This window comes from Methylocystis sp. Se48 (assembly GCF_056269425.1).
On sequence record NZ_CM149850.1, the window covers coordinates 1,002,263 to 1,019,152 of the forward strand.

Annotated in this window: 19 protein-coding genes; 9 read left to right on the top strand and 10 right to left on the bottom strand. The window is 66.6% G+C overall.

The window, feature by feature from the left end; all coding sequences use genetic code 11:
* Positions 1–23 precede the first annotated feature (23 nt).
* Positions 24–2,936, top strand: a complete 2,913-nt coding sequence (locus ACV959_RS04895; protein ID WP_475738795.1) for a class I SAM-dependent DNA methyltransferase — start codon at positions 24–26, stop codon at positions 2,934–2,936.
* A gap of 7 nt (positions 2,937–2,943) precedes the next feature.
* Here ACV959_RS04895 and ACV959_RS04900 read toward each other — a convergent pair whose 3' ends face one another.
* From ACV959_RS04900 to cysQ, 5 genes are all read right to left on the bottom strand, one after another.
* The gene (locus ACV959_RS04900; protein WP_475738796.1) at positions 2,944–3,360 is read right to left on the bottom strand and encodes an EVE domain-containing protein; all 417 of its coding nucleotides are present in this window, start codon (positions 3,358–3,360) and stop codon (positions 2,944–2,946) included.
* Entirely contained in the window at positions 3,360–3,641 is a 282-nt protein-coding gene (locus ACV959_RS04905) for a YciI family protein (RefSeq protein WP_475738797.1), read from the bottom strand. The genes ACV959_RS04900 and ACV959_RS04905 overlap by 1 nt, the downstream gene beginning before the upstream one ends.
* 70 nt (positions 3,642–3,711) lie before the next feature.
* Entirely contained in the window at positions 3,712–4,770 is a 1,059-nt protein-coding gene (locus tag ACV959_RS04910; RefSeq protein WP_475738798.1) for a hypothetical protein, read from the bottom strand.
* Positions 4,771–4,869: 99 nt separating this feature from the next.
* A complete protein-coding gene (locus ACV959_RS04915) occupies positions 4,870–5,457 on the bottom strand; it encodes a DUF1134 domain-containing protein (protein ID WP_475738799.1) in 588 nt (195 codons plus the stop codon).
* 133 nt (positions 5,458–5,590) lie between these two features.
* Positions 5,591–6,424: a 3'(2'),5'-bisphosphate nucleotidase CysQ gene (gene cysQ / locus ACV959_RS04920; RefSeq protein WP_475738800.1), complete on the bottom strand. Its 834-nt coding sequence runs from the start codon at positions 6,422–6,424 to the stop codon at positions 5,591–5,593.
* 191 nt (positions 6,425–6,615) lie between these two features.
* On the opposite strand from cysQ, the gene chpT reads away from it, so the two are divergent.
* The 5 genes from chpT (at position 6,616) to ACV959_RS04945 (ending at position 11,868) form a co-directional block, all read left to right on the top strand.
* Positions 6,616–7,302 carry a histidine phosphotransferase ChpT gene (gene chpT, locus ACV959_RS04925; protein ID WP_475738801.1) on the top strand — a complete coding sequence of 229 codons (687 nt, stop codon included), beginning with the start codon at positions 6,616–6,618 and terminating at the stop codon, positions 7,300–7,302.
* Positions 7,303–7,435: 133 nt separating this feature from the next.
* Positions 7,436–9,994, top strand: a complete 2,559-nt coding sequence (locus tag ACV959_RS04930; protein WP_475738802.1) for a hybrid sensor histidine kinase/response regulator — start codon at positions 7,436–7,438, stop codon at positions 9,992–9,994.
* Positions 9,991–10,515 (top strand): chemotaxis protein CheW, encoded by a 525-nt coding sequence (locus ACV959_RS04935; RefSeq protein WP_475738803.1) that lies wholly within the window; start codon positions 9,991–9,993, stop codon positions 10,513–10,515. The genes ACV959_RS04930 and ACV959_RS04935 overlap by 4 nt, the downstream gene beginning before the upstream one ends.
* 18 nt (positions 10,516–10,533) lie before the next feature.
* A complete protein-coding gene (locus ACV959_RS04940; protein ID WP_475738804.1) occupies positions 10,534–10,899 on the top strand; it encodes a response regulator in 366 nt (121 codons plus the stop codon).
* A gap of 135 nt (positions 10,900–11,034) precedes the next feature.
* On the top strand, positions 11,035–11,868 hold the full coding sequence (locus ACV959_RS04945) for a CheR family methyltransferase (protein ID WP_475738805.1): 834 nt from the start codon (positions 11,035–11,037) through the stop codon (positions 11,866–11,868).
* Positions 11,869–11,893: 25 nt separating this feature from the next.
* Here ACV959_RS04945 and cysE read toward each other — a convergent pair whose 3' ends face one another.
* Both cysE and ACV959_RS04955 read right to left on the bottom strand, forming a co-directional pair.
* Positions 11,894–12,688 (bottom strand): serine O-acetyltransferase, encoded by a 795-nt coding sequence (cysE, locus tag ACV959_RS04950; protein ID WP_475739589.1) that lies wholly within the window; start codon positions 12,686–12,688, stop codon positions 11,894–11,896.
* 64 nt (positions 12,689–12,752) lie between these two features.
* Complete coding sequence (locus ACV959_RS04955) at positions 12,753–13,349, bottom strand: LemA family protein (RefSeq protein ID WP_475738806.1); 597 nt, start codon at positions 13,347–13,349, stop codon at positions 12,753–12,755.
* 131 nt (positions 13,350–13,480) lie between these two features.
* Here ACV959_RS04955 and ACV959_RS04960 point away from each other — a divergent pair, with 131 nt between their 5' ends.
* Complete coding sequence (locus ACV959_RS04960; RefSeq protein WP_475738807.1) at positions 13,481–13,903, top strand: SufE family protein; 423 nt, start codon at positions 13,481–13,483, stop codon at positions 13,901–13,903.
* 49 nt (positions 13,904–13,952) lie between these two features.
* Here ACV959_RS04960 and ACV959_RS04965 read toward each other — a convergent pair whose 3' ends face one another.
* Complete coding sequence (locus tag ACV959_RS04965; RefSeq protein ID WP_475738808.1) at positions 13,953–14,810, bottom strand: DUF6456 domain-containing protein; 858 nt, start codon at positions 14,808–14,810, stop codon at positions 13,953–13,955.
* The gene (locus tag ACV959_RS04970; protein ID WP_475738809.1) at positions 14,807–15,181 is read right to left on the bottom strand and encodes a helix-turn-helix domain-containing protein; all 375 of its coding nucleotides are present in this window, start codon (positions 15,179–15,181) and stop codon (positions 14,807–14,809) included. Before ACV959_RS04970 ends, ACV959_RS04965 begins: the two co-directional genes overlap by 4 nt.
* A gap of 124 nt (positions 15,182–15,305) precedes the next feature.
* Between ACV959_RS04970 and ACV959_RS04975 the strand changes: the two genes are divergently transcribed.
* Complete coding sequence (locus tag ACV959_RS04975; protein WP_475738810.1) at positions 15,306–15,719, top strand: hypothetical protein; 414 nt, start codon at positions 15,306–15,308, stop codon at positions 15,717–15,719.
* A 14-nt stretch (positions 15,720–15,733) separates the two neighbouring features.
* Positions 15,734–16,519, top strand: coding sequence for a hypothetical protein (locus tag ACV959_RS04980; protein WP_475738811.1), 786 nt, complete (start codon positions 15,734–15,736; stop codon positions 16,517–16,519).
* A 24-nt stretch (positions 16,520–16,543) separates the two neighbouring features.
* On the opposite strand, the gene yidD is transcribed toward ACV959_RS04980, so the two are convergent.
* Entirely contained in the window at positions 16,544–16,873 is a 330-nt protein-coding gene (gene yidD, locus ACV959_RS04985; RefSeq protein ID WP_475738812.1) for a membrane protein insertion efficiency factor YidD, read from the bottom strand.
* Positions 16,874–16,890: the final 17 nt, after the last annotated feature.

The following is a 16,890-nucleotide window of genomic DNA, read 5'->3' on the forward strand; positions in this document are numbered from 1 at the left end:
CGAATCGTGTTAGCAAACCGGGCATGACGCCGCAGGAATTCATCCGCAAATGGAAGAACCACGCGCTGACCGAACGGGCGTCGGCGCAGGAGCATTTCATCGATCTCTGCCGGCTCTTCGAACACCCGACGCCTGCGGAGGCGGACCCCGGCGGCGAGACGTTCGCCTTCGAGAAAGGCGCCGCGATCACCGGGGGCGGCGACGGCTGGGCGGATGTCTGGAAGAAGGGCTATTTCGCCTGGGAATACAAGAAACGCCGCCGCAATCTCGACGAGGCGATGGCGCAGCTCGCGCGCTATGCGGCGGCGCTGGAGCACCCGCCGCTGCTCGTCGCCTGCGACACGATCCGTTTCCAGATTCTAACCACCTGGACCAATCTCGAAACCAAGAAATACGAGTTCGAACTCGAGGATCTCGCGGAGCCCGACAAATTCAGGCTCCTGCGCGCGGTCTTTCACGACCCCGAGGCCTTAAAGCCCAAGCGCACGCGCGCCATGATCACGGCGGACGCGGCGAGCAAGTTCCAGACGATCTCGGATGCCCTGCAGAGCCGCCATCCCGACCGCGAGGCGGTGGCGCATTTCGTCAACCAGCTCGTCTTCTGCTTCTTCGCCGACAGCGTGAAGCTGCTCCCCGAGGGGCTGCTCAGGAAGCTGCTCACCACCGCCGAAAAGCGCCCGTCGCGCTCGAAGGACTATTTCGACAAGCTCTTCGAGCAGATGGAGAAGGGCGGCGAATTCGACCTCACGGAAATTGCGCATTTCAATGGCGGGCTGTTCGACGGACGGCGCGCCCTTCCGCTCGAACACGCTGAAATCCAGCTCCTCTTCGCGGCTGCGAGCCTCGACTGGAGCCTCATCGACCCCACCATCTTCGGCACGCTGTTCGAGCGCTTTCTCGATCCCGACAAGCGCGCGCAAATCGGCGCCCATTACACCGACGCCGACAAGATCATGCTGATCGTCGAGCCGGTCGTGCTGCGCCCCTTGCGGCGGGAATGGGAGGCCGCGCGGGCGGAGATCGAGGCGCTCATGGCGCCCGCGCGCGAGGCCGGGCTCGCGGGACGCAAGGGGCAGGCGCAACACGGCAAGAAGATCGCGGAGGCGCGCGCCAAGGCCGCGCGGCTGCGCGACGATTTCATCGAGCGGCTGGCTTCCTTGCGCATTCTCGATCCCGCCTGCGGCTCGGGCAATTTTCTTTATCTCGCGCTGCAGGGCGTGAAGGACCTCGAAAATCGCGCCATCAATGAATGCGAGGCGCTGGGCCTCGACCGCCCCGCCATGATGCGCGTCGGGCCGGAGATTTTGCGCGGCATCGAAATCAATCCCTTCGCCGCCGAACTCGCCCGCACGACAATCTGGATCGGCGACATTCAGTGGGGGATCAAGAACGCGATCTATTCCCGCCCCTCGCCCATTCTGCGCAAGCTCGACTCCATCGAATGCCGCGACGCCATTCTGACCCCGGAGGGGAAAGAGGCGGAGTGGCCCGAGGCGGATTTCATCGTGGGCAATCCGCCTTTCCTCGGCGGCAAGCTGCTGCGCAAGGGCCTTGGCGACGATTATGTGAACGCGCTCTTCGCCGCCTATGACGGCGCCGTGCCCGCCGAGGCCGATCTCGTATGCTACTGGTTTTACAAGGCGTGGCGCGCGGTCGAGAGCGGCAGGGCGCGGCGCGCCGGGCTCGTCTCCACCAACTCCATCCGCGGCGGCGCCAATCGGCGGGTGCTGGAGCCCATCGCGCGGGCGGGCGCGATTTTCGAGGCGTGGAGCGACGAGCCCTGGATGCAGGACGGCGCGGCGGTGCGGGTGAGCATCGTGTGTTTCGCGCAACCACAAGGCCCTCATGCCGAGGAGGGCGCGGAGCAGGATGAGGCAGGGCAGGCTTGTCGGCTCGACGGCGTGGCTGTGGCGACGATCAACGCGGATTTGAGCGCGGGGCTCAGCTTTATCGAAGCAAAGCGACTTTCGGAAAACGAGAATGTTTGCTTCGAAGGCTTCAAGAAATACGGGCCTTTCGATGTTGCCGGCGGCATCGCGCGAGCATGGCTACGAGAGCCGCTAAATGCGAACGGTCGGCCGAACGCAGACGTGATTAAGCCTTGGCTCAACGCCATGGACGTGATGCGCAATAATTCCGATACTTGGGTTATTGATTTCTCTGGGCTTTCAGAACAAGAGGCGGCATTTTTCCAAGAGCCGTTCAAATACGCACAAGCCAATGTCTTTCCGATACGCATAAGCGATCGCGCAAAAAGAACAAGAGAAAATTGGTGGCTCTTTGAACGAGACCGCCCCGCCCTTCGCAAAAAGCTTCGCAACATGCAACGCTTCATAGCTACGCCTGTTGTGGCCAAGCATCGCGCCTTCGTCTGGCTCGATAGACGTAGTTTGATCGCCAATCTCCTTGACGCCATCGCCCGCGACGACGACACGACTTTCGGCGTTCTCCATTCGCGCTTTCACGAGGCGTGGTCGCTGCGGCTCGGCACGTCGCTCGAAGACCGCCCGCGCTACACGCCCACCACCACCTTCGAAACCTTCCCCTTCCCGGAAGGCCTCACGCCCAACATCCCCGCCAAAGAATACGCCGCAGACCCCCGCGCGCGCCGCATCGCGCAAGCCGCGAAAAAGCTCGACGAGTTGCGGCGCAACTGGCTCAACCCGCCCGATCTCGTCGAGATCGTTCCCGAGGTGGTTCCCGGCTATCCGGACCGCATATTGCCGAAGGACGAACAGGCGGCGGCGATCCTGAAAAAGCGCACGCTCACCAATCTCTACAATGAGCGCCCGCAATGGCTCGTGAACGCCCACGCCGAGCTCGACAGGGCCGTGGCGGCCGCCTATGGCTGGCCGGAGGACATTTCGACGGAAGACGCGCTGGCGAAATTGCTGGCGCTCAATCTGGCGCGGTCGGGCGGCGCCCGCGACAAATGAAAAAAGCTTAACTCTCCCCCGCCATCCCCATCACCACCGCCCACTCATCATCCGTCACCGGCTGCACCGACAGGCGCGAATTCTTCACCAGCGCCATGTCAGCGAGGCGCGGCTCGGCCTTGATCTGCGCGAGCGTCACAGGCTTTTTGAGCGCCTTCACGGCCTTCACGTCGACCATGCCGAATTTGCCGGTCTCGTCCGTATGGTCAGGGTAATATTCCTTGATGATTTCGACGACGCCGACGATCGCGCGCTCTTCGTTCGAATGGTAGAAGAAGCCGCGTTCGCCCTTTTTCATCGCCATCAGATGCTTCTTGGCGAGATGGTTGCGCACGCCGTTCCAGAACGTGCCCTTGGCCCCCGCCGCGACCTGCTGGTCCCAGGACCAGGTGGAGGGTTCGCTTTTCAGAAGCCAGTGCGCCATCAGATCCCGGCTCCGACGACGCGCTTCCAGCCGCGCAGCTCCACGCGCTCGAACAGGCCGGCCTTGGCGTAGGGGTCTTCCGCCAGGAGATCGCGCGCCTCGGCGTGATCGGCGCAATCGAGGATGAGCATGGAGCCGACGGGCTTGTCGCCGTCGAGAAAGGGGCCGCCGAGTTTCACTTTCGCCGCATGCTTGTCGAGAAAGGCGAGATGGTCGGCGCGGGTGGCCATGCGCAGATCGACCTGACCGGGCTTGTCGAAACAAAGGGCGACGAAGAGCAAGGCGGACCTCATTGAAAGGCGTGGGCGTCGCGCCCTTGTCCCAAAGGGGGCGGCGCCGGTCAACCCGCTCTCAGTTGGCGCGCTGCGCCGCCGGCTTTTCGGCGCCCTCCGCGAGTTCGGACACGCGGTCTCCGAAGGCGACGAGCGCCTCGCGCAGCGCCGCGACGTCCGCCTGCGACGGCGGCTCGCTCCTGACGAGCGAGAGCGGCGCGCCGCCCGCCCGGCGCCGTTCGGCGCGCTCGGCGCGCAGCACTTCCACCGCGCCATGCAGCATGGCGTTGTCGGCGCGCGCGATCTCCAGCTTGTCGGCGGTGTCGCGCGCTTCGGCGCGGGCGACGCGCAGCGCGTTTTCGAGATGGTCGACCTCGTTGCGCCGGCGCTCCTCCTCGGCGAGCAATTCGTTGCGCAGCCGATCGCGTTCGGCCGTCAGCGCCTGATGTTCGATCTGCAGCGTCTCGCGTTCCGTGGAGATGCGGTCCAGATCCCGCTGGAGGTGGGGAACGCGCGCGGCTTCCGCCGAAACGCGCTCGAACGCTTCCTTCAGCGATTCGAGATCGCGTTGCAGCCGGGTGTTTTCCTCGTGCAGCGCGCCGATCTTCGCTTCATGCGCCACGACGCGGCTGTATTGCGCCTCCTTCTCGCGGCCGAGCTCCTCCTTGTCCGATTCGAGCAGGCGCAGACGCTCGACGCCGCGGTCGGCGCGTTCGGTCATTTCGAGCAGCGCGAGCTCGGTCGAGCGGAGCAGATCGGTGCGTTCGGCCAGAACTTTCTGGGCTTCGCGCAGCCGCGCCTCCATGTCGCGATTGCCGGCCTCGGCGAGCTTCAGCCGGTTCTCCGCCTCCGCGACGCGCGCGGCGTGACGGCCGATGGCGGCGAGATCATAGGCCTTGGAGGCCCTGATCGCCTCCATTTGCTGTTCCATCCGGCGCTCGCGCACGGCGAATTCGGCGCGCAGCAGGTCGCGCTCGGCGACGACCTCCTCCATGGACATGGGCGCGAGCATCTGCAGCCGCCGCATGGAAAGACGCAGCGCGCGCCGCCAGAAGGCGGGCAGAAACATGAGCGTGAGAAGCCCGGCGACGAGAAAGCCGAGCGCGAAATACATCGCCTGTTCGATCAAGACTCGCAACCCCGCGCCGCCGCGCGCCCTGCCGCGCTCGGGCCGGCGCAGAGACTGCCACGTCCCGCGCGCGAAATCAAAAAAGGCGCGCGCCCGGCGATTGTGGCGTCAGAAAGGGTTCCAGGTCGAGTCGGGCGTGAATTTGAGATAGCCGAGCGCAAGCCCCAGACGCGCGCCGAGGCCCGCGCGCACGGGCATGACGACGACGTCCTCGTTGTTGAGCGCGGTGAAGCCGAGCCCGCCGACGAGATAGGCCGAGCCGTTGACGCCCGCGTAGCGGCGGTAGATGGCGTCGACCTCGGGCAGGTTGTAGACCAGCATCATCGTGCGGTCGCCGTCCGCGCCGGCGTCCACGCCGATCGAGGGGCCCTGCCAGAAGACGCGGCGCTGGCCGGCGTTGCGCGTATACATCGCACCCTCGCCGTAACGCACGCCGCCGACGAAGGCGCCGCCCGCCTCCTGTCCGAGAATATAGGCGTTGGGACGTCCCCACTGCTTGTTGGCGCGCTCCAGCCCCTCGGCGAGGCCGCGCGAGATGGAGCCGAAGAAGCGGTGCCCGTTCTCGACGATTTCGCCGCTCGAATAGGTCTCCGGGCGCAGGGCGGCGCGCGCCGCGCCGGGAAGCGCGGCCGAAAAGGCCGAGGCCGCCGCTAGACGAAGGAGATCGCGGCGAGACGAGGATTGCGAGGCGCTCATGATCGCTCAACTCCGAAAACGCGTAACCGTTACAGGCCTTCGACGCTTCGCGGTCGAATGCGGCCGTCGCGCGGCGCGGATGCGTCTTGGTTGCGACGGCGTTGCCGTTTTCGCTAAGAGTTGCGCGACGTCGTTAAGAAAGCGTTGCCGCTTCCGGATCGCCCCAGGCGATGAAGGAGCCGTTGCGGTAATGCGCGCTCGCCTTGTTGTAACGCAGGCGCTCGCCGGCGGGGTCGAGCACCACGCCGCCCGCGGCGCGCAGAATGGCGTCGCCCGCCGCCGTGTCCCATTCCATCGTGCGGCCGAAGCGCGGATAAACGTCCGCCGAGCCCTCCGCGACGATGCAGAATTTCACCGACGATCCCATGGCGACCTGCTCGGCCACGGGATAGGCGGTCAGAAACTTTTTGGTCTCCTCGTCGAGATGGGACTTCGACACGAGAGCGGTGAGGCCCTGCGGCGGACGCTTGCGGGTCTTGAGCGGACTCCAGTCCTGCGCGGCGGGCAGGGCGCCGCCCGGCGCCGCGGCGGCCGCGAAGCCCTTCGCGCCCGCGAACCAGACGCGGCTCTGCACGGGCGCGAAAATGGCGCCCACGGTCGGCTGATTGTTCACAATGAGCCCGAGATTGACGGTGAAATCCGGACTGCGCGCGAGAAATTCGCGCGTGCCGTCGACCGGATCGATCAGCAGGAAGGCGTCGCCATGGGTCACGGTTACGTCGCGCGCGGCGGCTTCTTCCGCCACCACGGGGACGCCGGGCAGCGCCGTCGCCAGTCTCTCGAGAAGGTAGGACTCGATGCGTTCGTCCGCCTCGCTCACCGGCGATCTGTCGGCTTTCAGCTGCGAGGAGATGTCGGGACGTTCCAGCACTTCCATCGCAATGGCGCCCGCTTCGACGACGAGCTTCGCGAAGAGTCGGGCGAGTTGTTCCCGGTCGGAATCATGGTTGGCGGCGCCGGCGGTCATGAGCGATCCTTTAGGTTTTGTTTACGACCCCACGGCGCGCAATTTGCAATCCGCGAGATGACGGTTACTTTTCTCATAGACTGTTTGCAGTGATTCGCGATTTGCGTCTGCCGGTCTGCGTTCGAATGGCGAAAGTTTCCGACGCTTTCTAAACCAGCATGCGCCGTGAGCGGCGCCATCGGGATGGCCCCATGACCCAGTTCTCGCTCGACGCCCTCGACCTCGCGGCCCTGCTGTCGTCGCGGGTTTGCCACGACGTGATTTCGCCCGTCGGGGCGATCGTCAACGGCCTCGAGGTGCTGGAGGAGGAGAAGGACGCCGAGATGCGCGGCCATGCGCTGGCGCTCATCAAGTCCAGCGCCAACGAGGCGTCGTCGCGTCTCCAGTTCTGCCGGCTGGCTTTCGGCGCTGCGGGCTCCAAGGGAGCCTCGATCGACACCGGCGACGCGGAGCTTGTCACCCGCCAGCTGCTCGCCGACGAGCGCACCCAGCTCAACTGGTCCGTGCCGCGCGTCCTGATGTCGAAGAACAAGGTCAAGCTGCTGCTCAACCTCTGCCTGCTTGCGGACGCCGCGATTCCGCGCGGCGGCGTCATTTCCGTGTCCTCGACGGGCGACGAGGAGCGCATCGCCTTCCGCATCGAGGCCAAGGGAACCAACGCCCGCGTCGCCGCCAACATTCCGGCCCTGCTCGCCGGCGAGGCGGAGGACGGGGCGATCGACGCGCGCGCGATCCAGCCCTATTACGCCGGCCTCGTCGCCAAGTCCTGCGGCCTCGAGGTTTCGGTGACGAGCGAGCCGGAACTCGTGACAATCGAGGCGAAGCCGGCTGCGGAAGCCCGCGCCGAGGCGGACGAACCCCAGAGCGCTGTCGCCTGACGCGGCTCCGGCGCGGCCCGCGCGACGCCGGCCGCGTCCGCCGCCTCAAACCTCCATCCTCGAATTTCGCTTCTTTTAACCCGTTTTGCCCATACTTCGCCCATTCGCCGCCTGCGGCGGCGCGGGGCGCGGAATGGACGATCTGCTAAAAGAGTTTCTTCAGGAAGCGACGGAGCACATCGACGCCGCGTCGGTGGAGCTGCTGCGTTTCGAGAAGGATCAGACAGATCCCGCGCTGATCGCTAGCTTGTTCCGCCACATCCACACGATCAAGGGGTCGAGCGGGTTTCTGAGCTTGCCGCGCGTGGCGCGCCTCACTCATGCGACCGAGACGCTGATTGGCCGATTGCGTGACGGCGCGACCGCCGCGCCCGCGCATGTCTCGCTGGTTCTCGCCGCCGTCGATCGCCTCTCGGCGCTGCTCATCGACATCGCCTGCAACGAGTCCGAGCCGGAGGGCGACGATTCCGATTTGCTGCGGGAGCTGGAACTCGGCGCGAACAGCCTGCGTTCAGGCCAGGCGGCGGCGCCCTCGGCCGACGGCGCATCGCCGAACGCGGCGGCCCCGCCGCCTTTCAATCCGTCGCATCTGGCGACGATGCCCGAGCATATCCACGCGCCGGGCGCGCGGATCGGCGAGACGGTGCGCGTCTCCGTCGGCGTGCTCGACCGACTGATGGGCATCGTTTCCGAACTGGTGCTGACGCGAAACCAGTTGCTCGAACTCTCTGGCGCGGTCGGCGACGAGACGGTCAAGGCGTCGGTGCAAAATCTGTCGAGCGTCACGAGCGACCTGCAGGACGCGGTGATGCGCGTGCGCATGCAGCCCGTCGAGCGTCTGTTCGCGACGCTCCCGCGTCTCGTGCGCGACCTCGCGATCGATCTCGGCAAGAAGATCGAACTCGTCACGTACGGCGCCGAAACCGAACTCGACCGCCAGGTGATCGAACTCATCCGGGCGCCGCTCACCCACATCATCCGCAACGCCGCCGATCATGGCCTCGAAACGGTCGCCGAACGTTTGGCTGCGGGCAAGCCGGAGATCGGCGTCATTCGCGTCAGCGCAACATACGACGCGGGCCAGATCACGATCGAGGTGCAGGACGACGGGCGGGGCCTCGATCTCGCGCGCATCAAGGCCAAGGCGATCGCGCGGGGGCTCGCGACGGAAGCGTCGCTCGCCCGCATGAGCGACGCGGAAATCTTCCAGTTCGTGCTGCTCCCGGGCTTCTCGACCGCCGCAAACGTCACCAAGGTCTCCGGCCGCGGCGTCGGCATGGACGTGGTGCGCGAGAACATTCAGTCGATCGGCGGCACGGTTTCGCTGAACTCCCTGGCGGGCAAGGGCACGACGGTCACGCTGCGCATTCCGCTCACGCTCGCCATCGCGCCGGCGCTCATCCTGTCGAGCGGCGGTTCGCGCTTCGCCATTCCGCAGATGGCGGTGGTCGAGGTTGTCGGCGTCGGACGCGGCTTCGACCATCAAATTCAGTTGATCCATGACGCGCCCGTGCTGCGCCTGCGAGGCGACGCCGTGCCGCTCGCCGATCTCGCCGCCGCGCTCGATCTCGTCGCCCCGGGCCGGCCGCCGCTGTGCGACGGCTACGTCGTCGTCTTGCGCGCCGGCGGCGTGCGTTTCGGCCTTCTCGTCGAGACGATCGCCGACGTTCAGGAGGTGGTCATCGAACCGCTCGTAGGGCCGCTGGCGCGCATCGGCGTCTTCTCGGGACAAACGATTCTGGGCGATGGAGCGGTGGTGTTGATCCTTGATCCGGCGGCGATCGTCGAACGCGTCGGGCTCGAAAACATCGCCGACACGCAGCAGCCGGCGTCGCTGGAGTCTTTCGCGCCGGAGCGCGAGAAAACCCGCGTAGTGCTGATGCGCGCCGGGCCCGGACCGTTGAAGGCGATGCCGCTTTCGCTCGTCATGCGCATCGAGGAGGTGGAGGCCGATCGCTTCGCGGCCGCCGGCGACGGCTATCTGATGCTGCACGAGGGGCGGCTTCTGCCGATCCTTCCCGCCGCCAAGGCCATGCGCCTCGAGAAGGCGTCCTATCCGGTGCTGATCCTCGCCGGGGCCGGCCAGGCGATTGCGCTTCTTGCAGAAGAAATCGTCGACGTCGCTGAGGAGGCGCTCGTATTTCAGAAGAAGAGCGCCGATCCCGGCGTGGTGGGAACGGTCAACATCAACGATCAGATCGTCGACATTCTGGATGTCGCGCATTTCATCGAGAGCGTCGATCCCAGCATTCTGTCGCGCGGCGTCAATCAGCGGCCGCGCATTCTCTTGGTCGACGACAAGCAGTTCTTCCGCGACATGCTCGCGCCGGTTCTGCTCGCCGCCGGCTATGAGGTGACGACGGCCGCCTCCGGCCGGGAAGCGCTGGCGCTCGTCGAGCGCGGCCTGCGCATCCATGTCGCCGTCACCGACATCGATATGCCCGAAATGGACGGCTATGCGCTCGCGCGCGCCCTGCTGCAATCGCCGGGCCTGGAAAAACTGCCGATCGTCGCGCTCGCGCCGCAACGGACTGCGAGCGCGGAGGAGGCCGCGGCGCTGTGCGGCGTGCGCGCGCTCGTGGGCAAGTTCGACAGGCGCGCCCTTGTCGAAACCGTCGGAAGGCTGCTCGAAGGCGTGTCGTCCCTGGGCGACGACATTGAGCGGCGCGTGATGGCGGAGATCGCGGCATGAGCTTCGACATTGCCGATTTCAGCTATAGCCGGAAACGCGCGGTCGCCGCCGTCGCGCTGAGCCGGCATTTCATGATCAAGGTCCGCGGACAGACGATCGGACTGCCGGTGGATTGCGTGAAGACCATCTTCCACGTGGACAATCTGACGCCCGTACCCCTCGCGCCGCCGGAGGTCGCGGGGCTCGTCAATCTCCGCGGACGCATTGTGACGGCGCTTCATCTCGACCGCTGCCTCTGGCGCGGCGAGGCCGGCGGGGGAACCCGCGGACTCGCCGTGGGCATCGAGCGCAACGGCGAGGAATATGCGCTGCTCGTGGACGAGACCGAGGACGTCGTCGCGACCAGCGAGAGCGATCGCATCGGCTGCCCGGCGCATATCGACCCGCGTCTCGCGGAGTTGATCGCCGGGTGTTACCGCCTCGATGAAGGCTTTCTGTCAATCCTGGACATCGACGCCGTCCTGCGGCGCGTCGGACGCGCTGACGACAGCGCGGTGCGCGAGGGCGGGCAGACTATTTGACAATAGAGGAGTGAGCAAATGAAACAGGTGCTGGTCGTCGACGACTCGGCCGTGATCCGCAAGGTGGCGCGGCGCATTCTGGAGGGCTTGCATTTCCGCACGAGCGAGGCGAGCGACGGAAGGACCGCGCTCGCCGAATGTGAGAAGGGCATGCCGGACGCGATCCTTCTGGACTGGAACATGCCGGAGATGGACGGTTTCGAGTTCCTGTGCGCCCTGCGCAAAATGCCGGGCGGCGCGGCGCCGAAGGTCGTTTTTTGCACGACGGAAAACGAGGTCGGCCATATCGCGCGCGCCATGCATGCCGGCGCCGATGAATACATCATGAAGCCGTTCGACCAGAACATCGTGCGGTCGAAGTTCGAGGAAATCGGCCTCGTATGAGGCCGGTTCTCCCGCGCCGGCCGAACCGCCGGCGCGTCGGTGAAAAGGCGTCGCGAGTATGCGTCATTCCCTTGCGTTCCGACGGAGGATTCCGTCGGCCTTTGCGTCTTGTCGTCCCGTCGGGAGGCGGAGCGCATGAATTTCACTTTCGCGCGCTTTCGGCGCCAGCTTGCCTCGCTCACGGGCATCGCCCTCGACGCCGACAAGCAATATCTCGCCATGGGCCGCCTCGCGCCGGTCATGCGCGACTACGGCCTCGCCGATTTCGTTCAACTCGTGGACGCCCTTGAGCGCCGCGACGATTCTTCTTTCGTCAGGGATGTGATCGACGCCATGACAACAAACGAGACGCTTTTCTTCCGCGACCGCACGCCTTTCGAGAATTTCCGCGCGCATGTTCTGCCGGATCTGCTCACGGCGCGCGCCAATGAGCGGCGGCTCCGCTTCTGGTGCGCGGCCTGCTCGACGGGGCAGGAGGCCTATTCGCTCGCCATGACGCTCGATCAGGAGGCCCGCGCCTTGCGCGGCTGGACGCTCGAAATCCTGGCCACCGATCTGTCGACGTCGGCGATCCAGGCTGCGCGCAGTGGCGCCTACAGCCAGTTCGAGGTTCAGCGCGGCCTCTCGACGAGCCAGCTTTTGCGTTATTTCCATCGCGAGGACGAGACCTGGCGCGTCAACGAGCATTTGCGCGCGCGAATCGACTTCCGCGACTTCAACCTGCTGTCGGATTATTCCGAGCTCGGAGCCTTCGACGTCATCTTCTGCCGCAACGTGTTGATGTATTTCGAGCCGGAGATGAAGCGCGCCGTTCTTGCGCGCCTCAGCCAGGCGCTCAACGAGGGCGGCTATCTCTTCCTCGGCGCGTCCGAGACGGCGAGCGAGGCCAACGCCTTCTTCACGCCGGCGTCCTTCGACGGCGTGTGGCGCGTCCGCCGCCGCGCATCGCCGCAGCTGCGGCTGGCGTGAGGCCGCCGCGAAGCGGCCGCCTGCGTCAGATCACATAATCGAAGGAATCATAGGCGAGCCCGCGCAGGATCTGGTCCATGTCCCGCGCGGGCTCGGATTTCGGCTCGACGCCGACGACCTTCGCCGGCGCGCCGGCGACGACGGAATGCGGCGGCACGGCGTGCAGCACGACAGACCCCGCCGCGATCCGAGAATAGGCGCCGATTTCGATATTGCCCAGTATCTTCGCTCCCGCGCCGATCATGACGCCGCGACGCACCTTGGGGTGACGGTCGCCGGCGACCTTGCCCGTGCCGCCGAGCGTGACGCCGTGAAGGATGGACGTCTCGTCCTCCACCACCGCCGTCTCGCCGACGACGAAGCCGGTTGCGTGATCGAGGAAGATTCCCTTGCCGAAACGCGCCGCCGGATGAATGTCGGCGGAGAGGGCGTCTGAGGCGCGACTCTGGATGTAGAAGGCGAAATCCCGCTTGCCTGCGCGCCAGAGCGCATGGGCGAGCCGCGAGGCCTGGATCGCGTGATAGCCCTTGAAATAGAGAACCGGCTCGATGAGCCGCCGGCAGGCTGGATCGCGCTCCACATAAGCGGCGGCGTCGACGCGGAAGGCCTCGCCGATCTCCGGCTCGCTCTCGAGCGCGGCGAGAAAGGCGTCGGCGATGGCCGAGGCGTCCATGGCGGAGGCGCCGAGCCGCCCGCTCACGCGATGTATGACCGCCTCCTCGAGGCTGCGGCGGTTCAACGCTTCGCCGATGAAAAGCGGCGCGAGGGACGGATCGAGACGGAGCGCGTCCTCCGCCTCCTGACGCATATGCGCCCACATGGCGTCGCGTCGCGCGCAAAGCGCGCAAAGCTCTTCCGGCGGGCGCTCGAGCACGGCGCGCCTCCTAGAACTTGACCTGCGGCGCCTGCTGCGCCGCCTCGCTCGCCGAAAATTCCGCCATGGGCTTGGTCCCCGAGAAAAATGTCTTCGCCCAGAGCAGCGTCGGGAAGGTGCGCAGCGAAGTGTTGAACTCGCGCACCGCGTCGATGTAGTCGCGCCGAGCGACATTGATGCGGTTCTCGGTGCCCTCGAGCTGCGACTGGAGCGCCAGGAAGTTCTGGTTGGATTTGAGGTCGGGGTAGGCCTCGCTCACCGCCATCAGCCGCCCGAGCGCGCCGGTCAGTTGCGCCTGCGCATCCTGGAACTGCTTCATTTTCTCGGGGTCGGTGATCGTCGAGGCGTCGATCTTCACCGCGGTCGCCTTGGCGCGCGCTTCCACGACCGAGGTGAGCACGTCCTTTTCCTGCTTGGCGTAGCCCTGCACGGTCGCGACCAGATTGGGGATGAGGTCGGCCCGGCGCTGATATTGGGACTGCACCTCCGCCCATTTGGCCTTGGCGTTTTCCTCGAGCGTGGGAATAGTGTTGTAGCCGCAGCCCGAAAGCGACAAGGCGGCGACGATCGCGACGGCGAACATGCGCCAGCGGGTCATGAGGCTCATAGGCGTCTCCGTATCAATTTGGGCGCTGTCGCCGCCCCGGAAAATTTCGACAAAGGGAAACTTAAGGCCTTGCCAAACGCATGGAAAGAGCGCGCGCGTTTGGTCTAAAATGCCGGAAAAGGGAAGAGGCGATGGCCATCGACGACATCATCGGCAATTTCGAACTGCTCGAGGAGTGGGAGGACCGCTACCGCTATCTGATCGAACTCGGCCGCACGCTCGAGCCGTTGCCGAAGGAAGCCTACACGGACGAGAACAAGGTCCGTGGCTGTGCGAGCCAGGTCTGGCTGGAAACGACGCGTGGGCGCGACGCCGCCGGCGCGCCCACGCTGACCTTCCGGGGCGACAGCGACGCCCATATCGTGCGCGGCCTCGTGGCGCTGGTGCTGGCGCTCTATTCGGGCCGCCGCGCGCAGGAGATCGTCGACACCGACGCCGCGCCGCTGTTCAAACAGCTCGGCCTCGCGGAGCATCTCACGCCCCAGCGCGCCAATGGCCTGCGCTCGATGGTGGAGCGGATCAGGAAAGAGGCGCGGGACGCGCTCGCCGCCTGACGCGCGGCGCGGAGTTGGCCGGGACGCGCCCGGCCAATGGGGGCGGCATTCAGAGCGTCGGCCGGTAGTCCTCCGCGCCCCAATGGGCGATGCCCCTCGACCGCGCCGGGCCCGCCGCCGCGCTCGCGAACCCGTAGTGACGCGCGAGCCGGTCGAGCGCGATTCGCAGCACCACCTTGCCCGAGCGCGCCGGCCAGCCGCGTTCGCTCTCCACCATTTCGAGCCCCTTCAGATAGCCGCAGACGTCCGTGAGCAGTCCGGCGAGATCCGGCCCCACCGCCGCACAGGCGCGCGCGAGACGTCGGCGCGCGTCCATGGCGACTTCCGAAACGGCGCCGCCGGCGTCCGCGCCGCGGCGCGCGGCGGCGATCGAGGCCTCCCAATTCGCCGTGACGCGCTGGAGAAGCTGCGCCTGTTCGACGTCGCGGCGGAAGCGCTCGCCCGCCTGAACATGCGCGGCGTCGAGGAAAGGCTGGCCATCGGGCCCCTTGCGTCGCGCCAGCCAGGCGAGGGGGCTTTCCGCCTCGTTGACCAGCGCGGGGCGCGCGCCTTTTTCCACGGCGCGTTTCTGGAATTCCCCGTGTTGGGCGCGGAACGGATCAAGCTGTGGCCGATCCGACGCGGCCCGGCGCAAATAGGCGCGGCCGGCGTCGGTGATCTTCATGCGCCGCGTCAGGCCGTCCCGCTCCCATTCCGCGAGGCCCTGCGCGAGCGCCGCGTCGCCCGTCGCGGCGGGCAGGCGGGCGCGCACGACGGTGACGCCGTTGCGCGGCGCCAGCACGACGAGCATGGCGTCCTCGAGGTCGCTCGCCGCCGCGCGGGCGCCGGTTTCGCCCAGCGCCTCCAGCAGACGGCGCAGCGCGCGCGGCGCCTCGGCGTTTCGTTTCTCTTGCGCAGTCTTGCTCATTGCGCCCCTCCCTCGATCGCGGCGACGAGTTCCGTCACCATGTCGCGCTGCGCGGCGAGCGCCTGTTCCAGTCGCGCGGCGCAGCGGTCGAAGCTCGGATCGTCCCGCATGTCCTCGATCACCGCGCAGGCGTGCCGCACCGTCGCGCGGTCGCGGCCGAAATGGCGGGCGCAGGCCGAAAGGCTGGCGCCGAAGGCGACATGGTGGAGATAGACCGCGAGCTGCCGGGCGCGGGCGACCGGCGCGCGGCAACGGGTAGGCGCGGCGAGAGCGCGCGCGGGAACGCCGACGGCCGCCGCGGCCGCGGCCGCGCTGAGCCCGAAAACGGGCGGGGGAACTGGCAGAACTGCAGCGGGGTCGAATGCGGGCATGAACAGGCCTCGTGACGTTGGTTGCCTGCCAAGGCTATGACGGAAAATAATCCTATACAAGAGATAAAAAGCATATCCCCAGGCGTATTGCGGAGATCATTCTTTGTCGCCTGGAGGAAAGAGCATGATCAAGACGCTGAATTCCGCCCGCGACGCCGACGCCCGCGCCATTGCGCGCCTGCGTTCGGCGGCGCGTCCGGCCGTGGAGCGCGCGCTCGATGCAAGTATGTCCGTCTATGACCGGCGGTCGGCGCTCTCGCGCTTTCACCGGCTGACGCCCGACGCCGTCATGAGCGAGACGCCGGAGGCGGCGCGCGCCATCCTGCGCGAGATCGAACGCGCCCTGCGGGCGGAGCGCGCGAGAAAGGGTCATTGGAGCTATGATCTCAACCGGCACATCGCGCTTCTCGTCGCCCATCGCTGCGAAAGCGCGCGACTCGCGCGGCTGGAGGCGGGGCGCGACGACGCTTGCGCTTTTCAGGACAGCCGCCTTTGCATAAATTCTGAAATTCGCTCAGCCGGCGCCAAGGGCAAATAATGCTGGAACGAATTTTGGCTCTCGCGACCGCTGCGGTGGTCGCCTTCTGTCTCGGGATCGGACTGATGATCCTGGCGTTCAGCCCGCCCAGGCCGGGCGGGGCGCTGCAGGCCCTGACGGGACCGCTGGACAAGGGCGCAGCGCGCCAGATCGTCGAAACGCTGATCGCGCAGACGCCAGATTACGCGCGTTTTTTCGCGCGCTTTCGCGAAACCTTCACCTCCGATTATGAAGCCGCGCTGAACGACTTCGCGGGGCGTCTCGCCGACACGAAGCAGGAGCAGAGCGTTGACTATTATCTCTCGGAGGGGGTGCGCCGTTTGCGTCAGGCGCGGGGCGGGCTCGCCGCCAAAGCGGAGCCGGAGCTGATGTCTCAGGTCTTCGCCCGGCAGCTCGAAGCGTTGCGGGCGGCCGCGCAGGAAGACAAGAAAATGTGCGTCGCTTTTCTCTATGGCGCGAATAATCTCGATTTCCAGCGCTTCGCCGCCGCCCGTCGCACGCTTGTCGCCGACATGGCGATCGCGGGACTCGAGGCGATGGCGAGCGGGCAGGCGAAGAAGATCGATCACGCGCAGCCCAACGAGGCCGATTTCAAGCTGCTCGAAAAGGCGCTCGCCGACCGCGGCCTTGGAAAGGCGGAGATCGACGCGCTGCTCGACGGCAAAATGCCCGATCCGCCGATCGAGGATGCGCGCATGTGCGACGCGGGCCAGACCTATCTCGACGTTTTGCGCACGCTGCCCGAGGCGTCCCGCACGCGGATTTACGGGCTTACGCTCGAACTGATGGCGAAGTCGTAAGCAGGAGCCGGGCGGCGCCCGGGGTCAGGCGTCGTCGCGCTCGACGCTTTCGCACTGGAAGGGGCCGCGCCAGCGGGCGTAGCGCCAGGGCGTGAGCGCGCTCGCGTGAGCCGGCAGATGCTCCGGCACGGGATCAAAACCTTCGCCGCCGCCCGGCCGGCAGCGGCAGATGCGCGCAAATCCCATCCAGCCGCCGGCCCAGAGACCGTGTTTCGCGATGGCTTCGTCGGCGTATTCCGAGCAGGTCGGCGCATAGCGGCAGGTCCGGCCGGCGAAGGCCGAGAAGGTGACGCGATAGAACAGGATCAGCGCGCGGACGGCGCGGGCGGGAAGAGAGAGGAGCGTCCCCATCATCGGCTAACCTGCGTAAA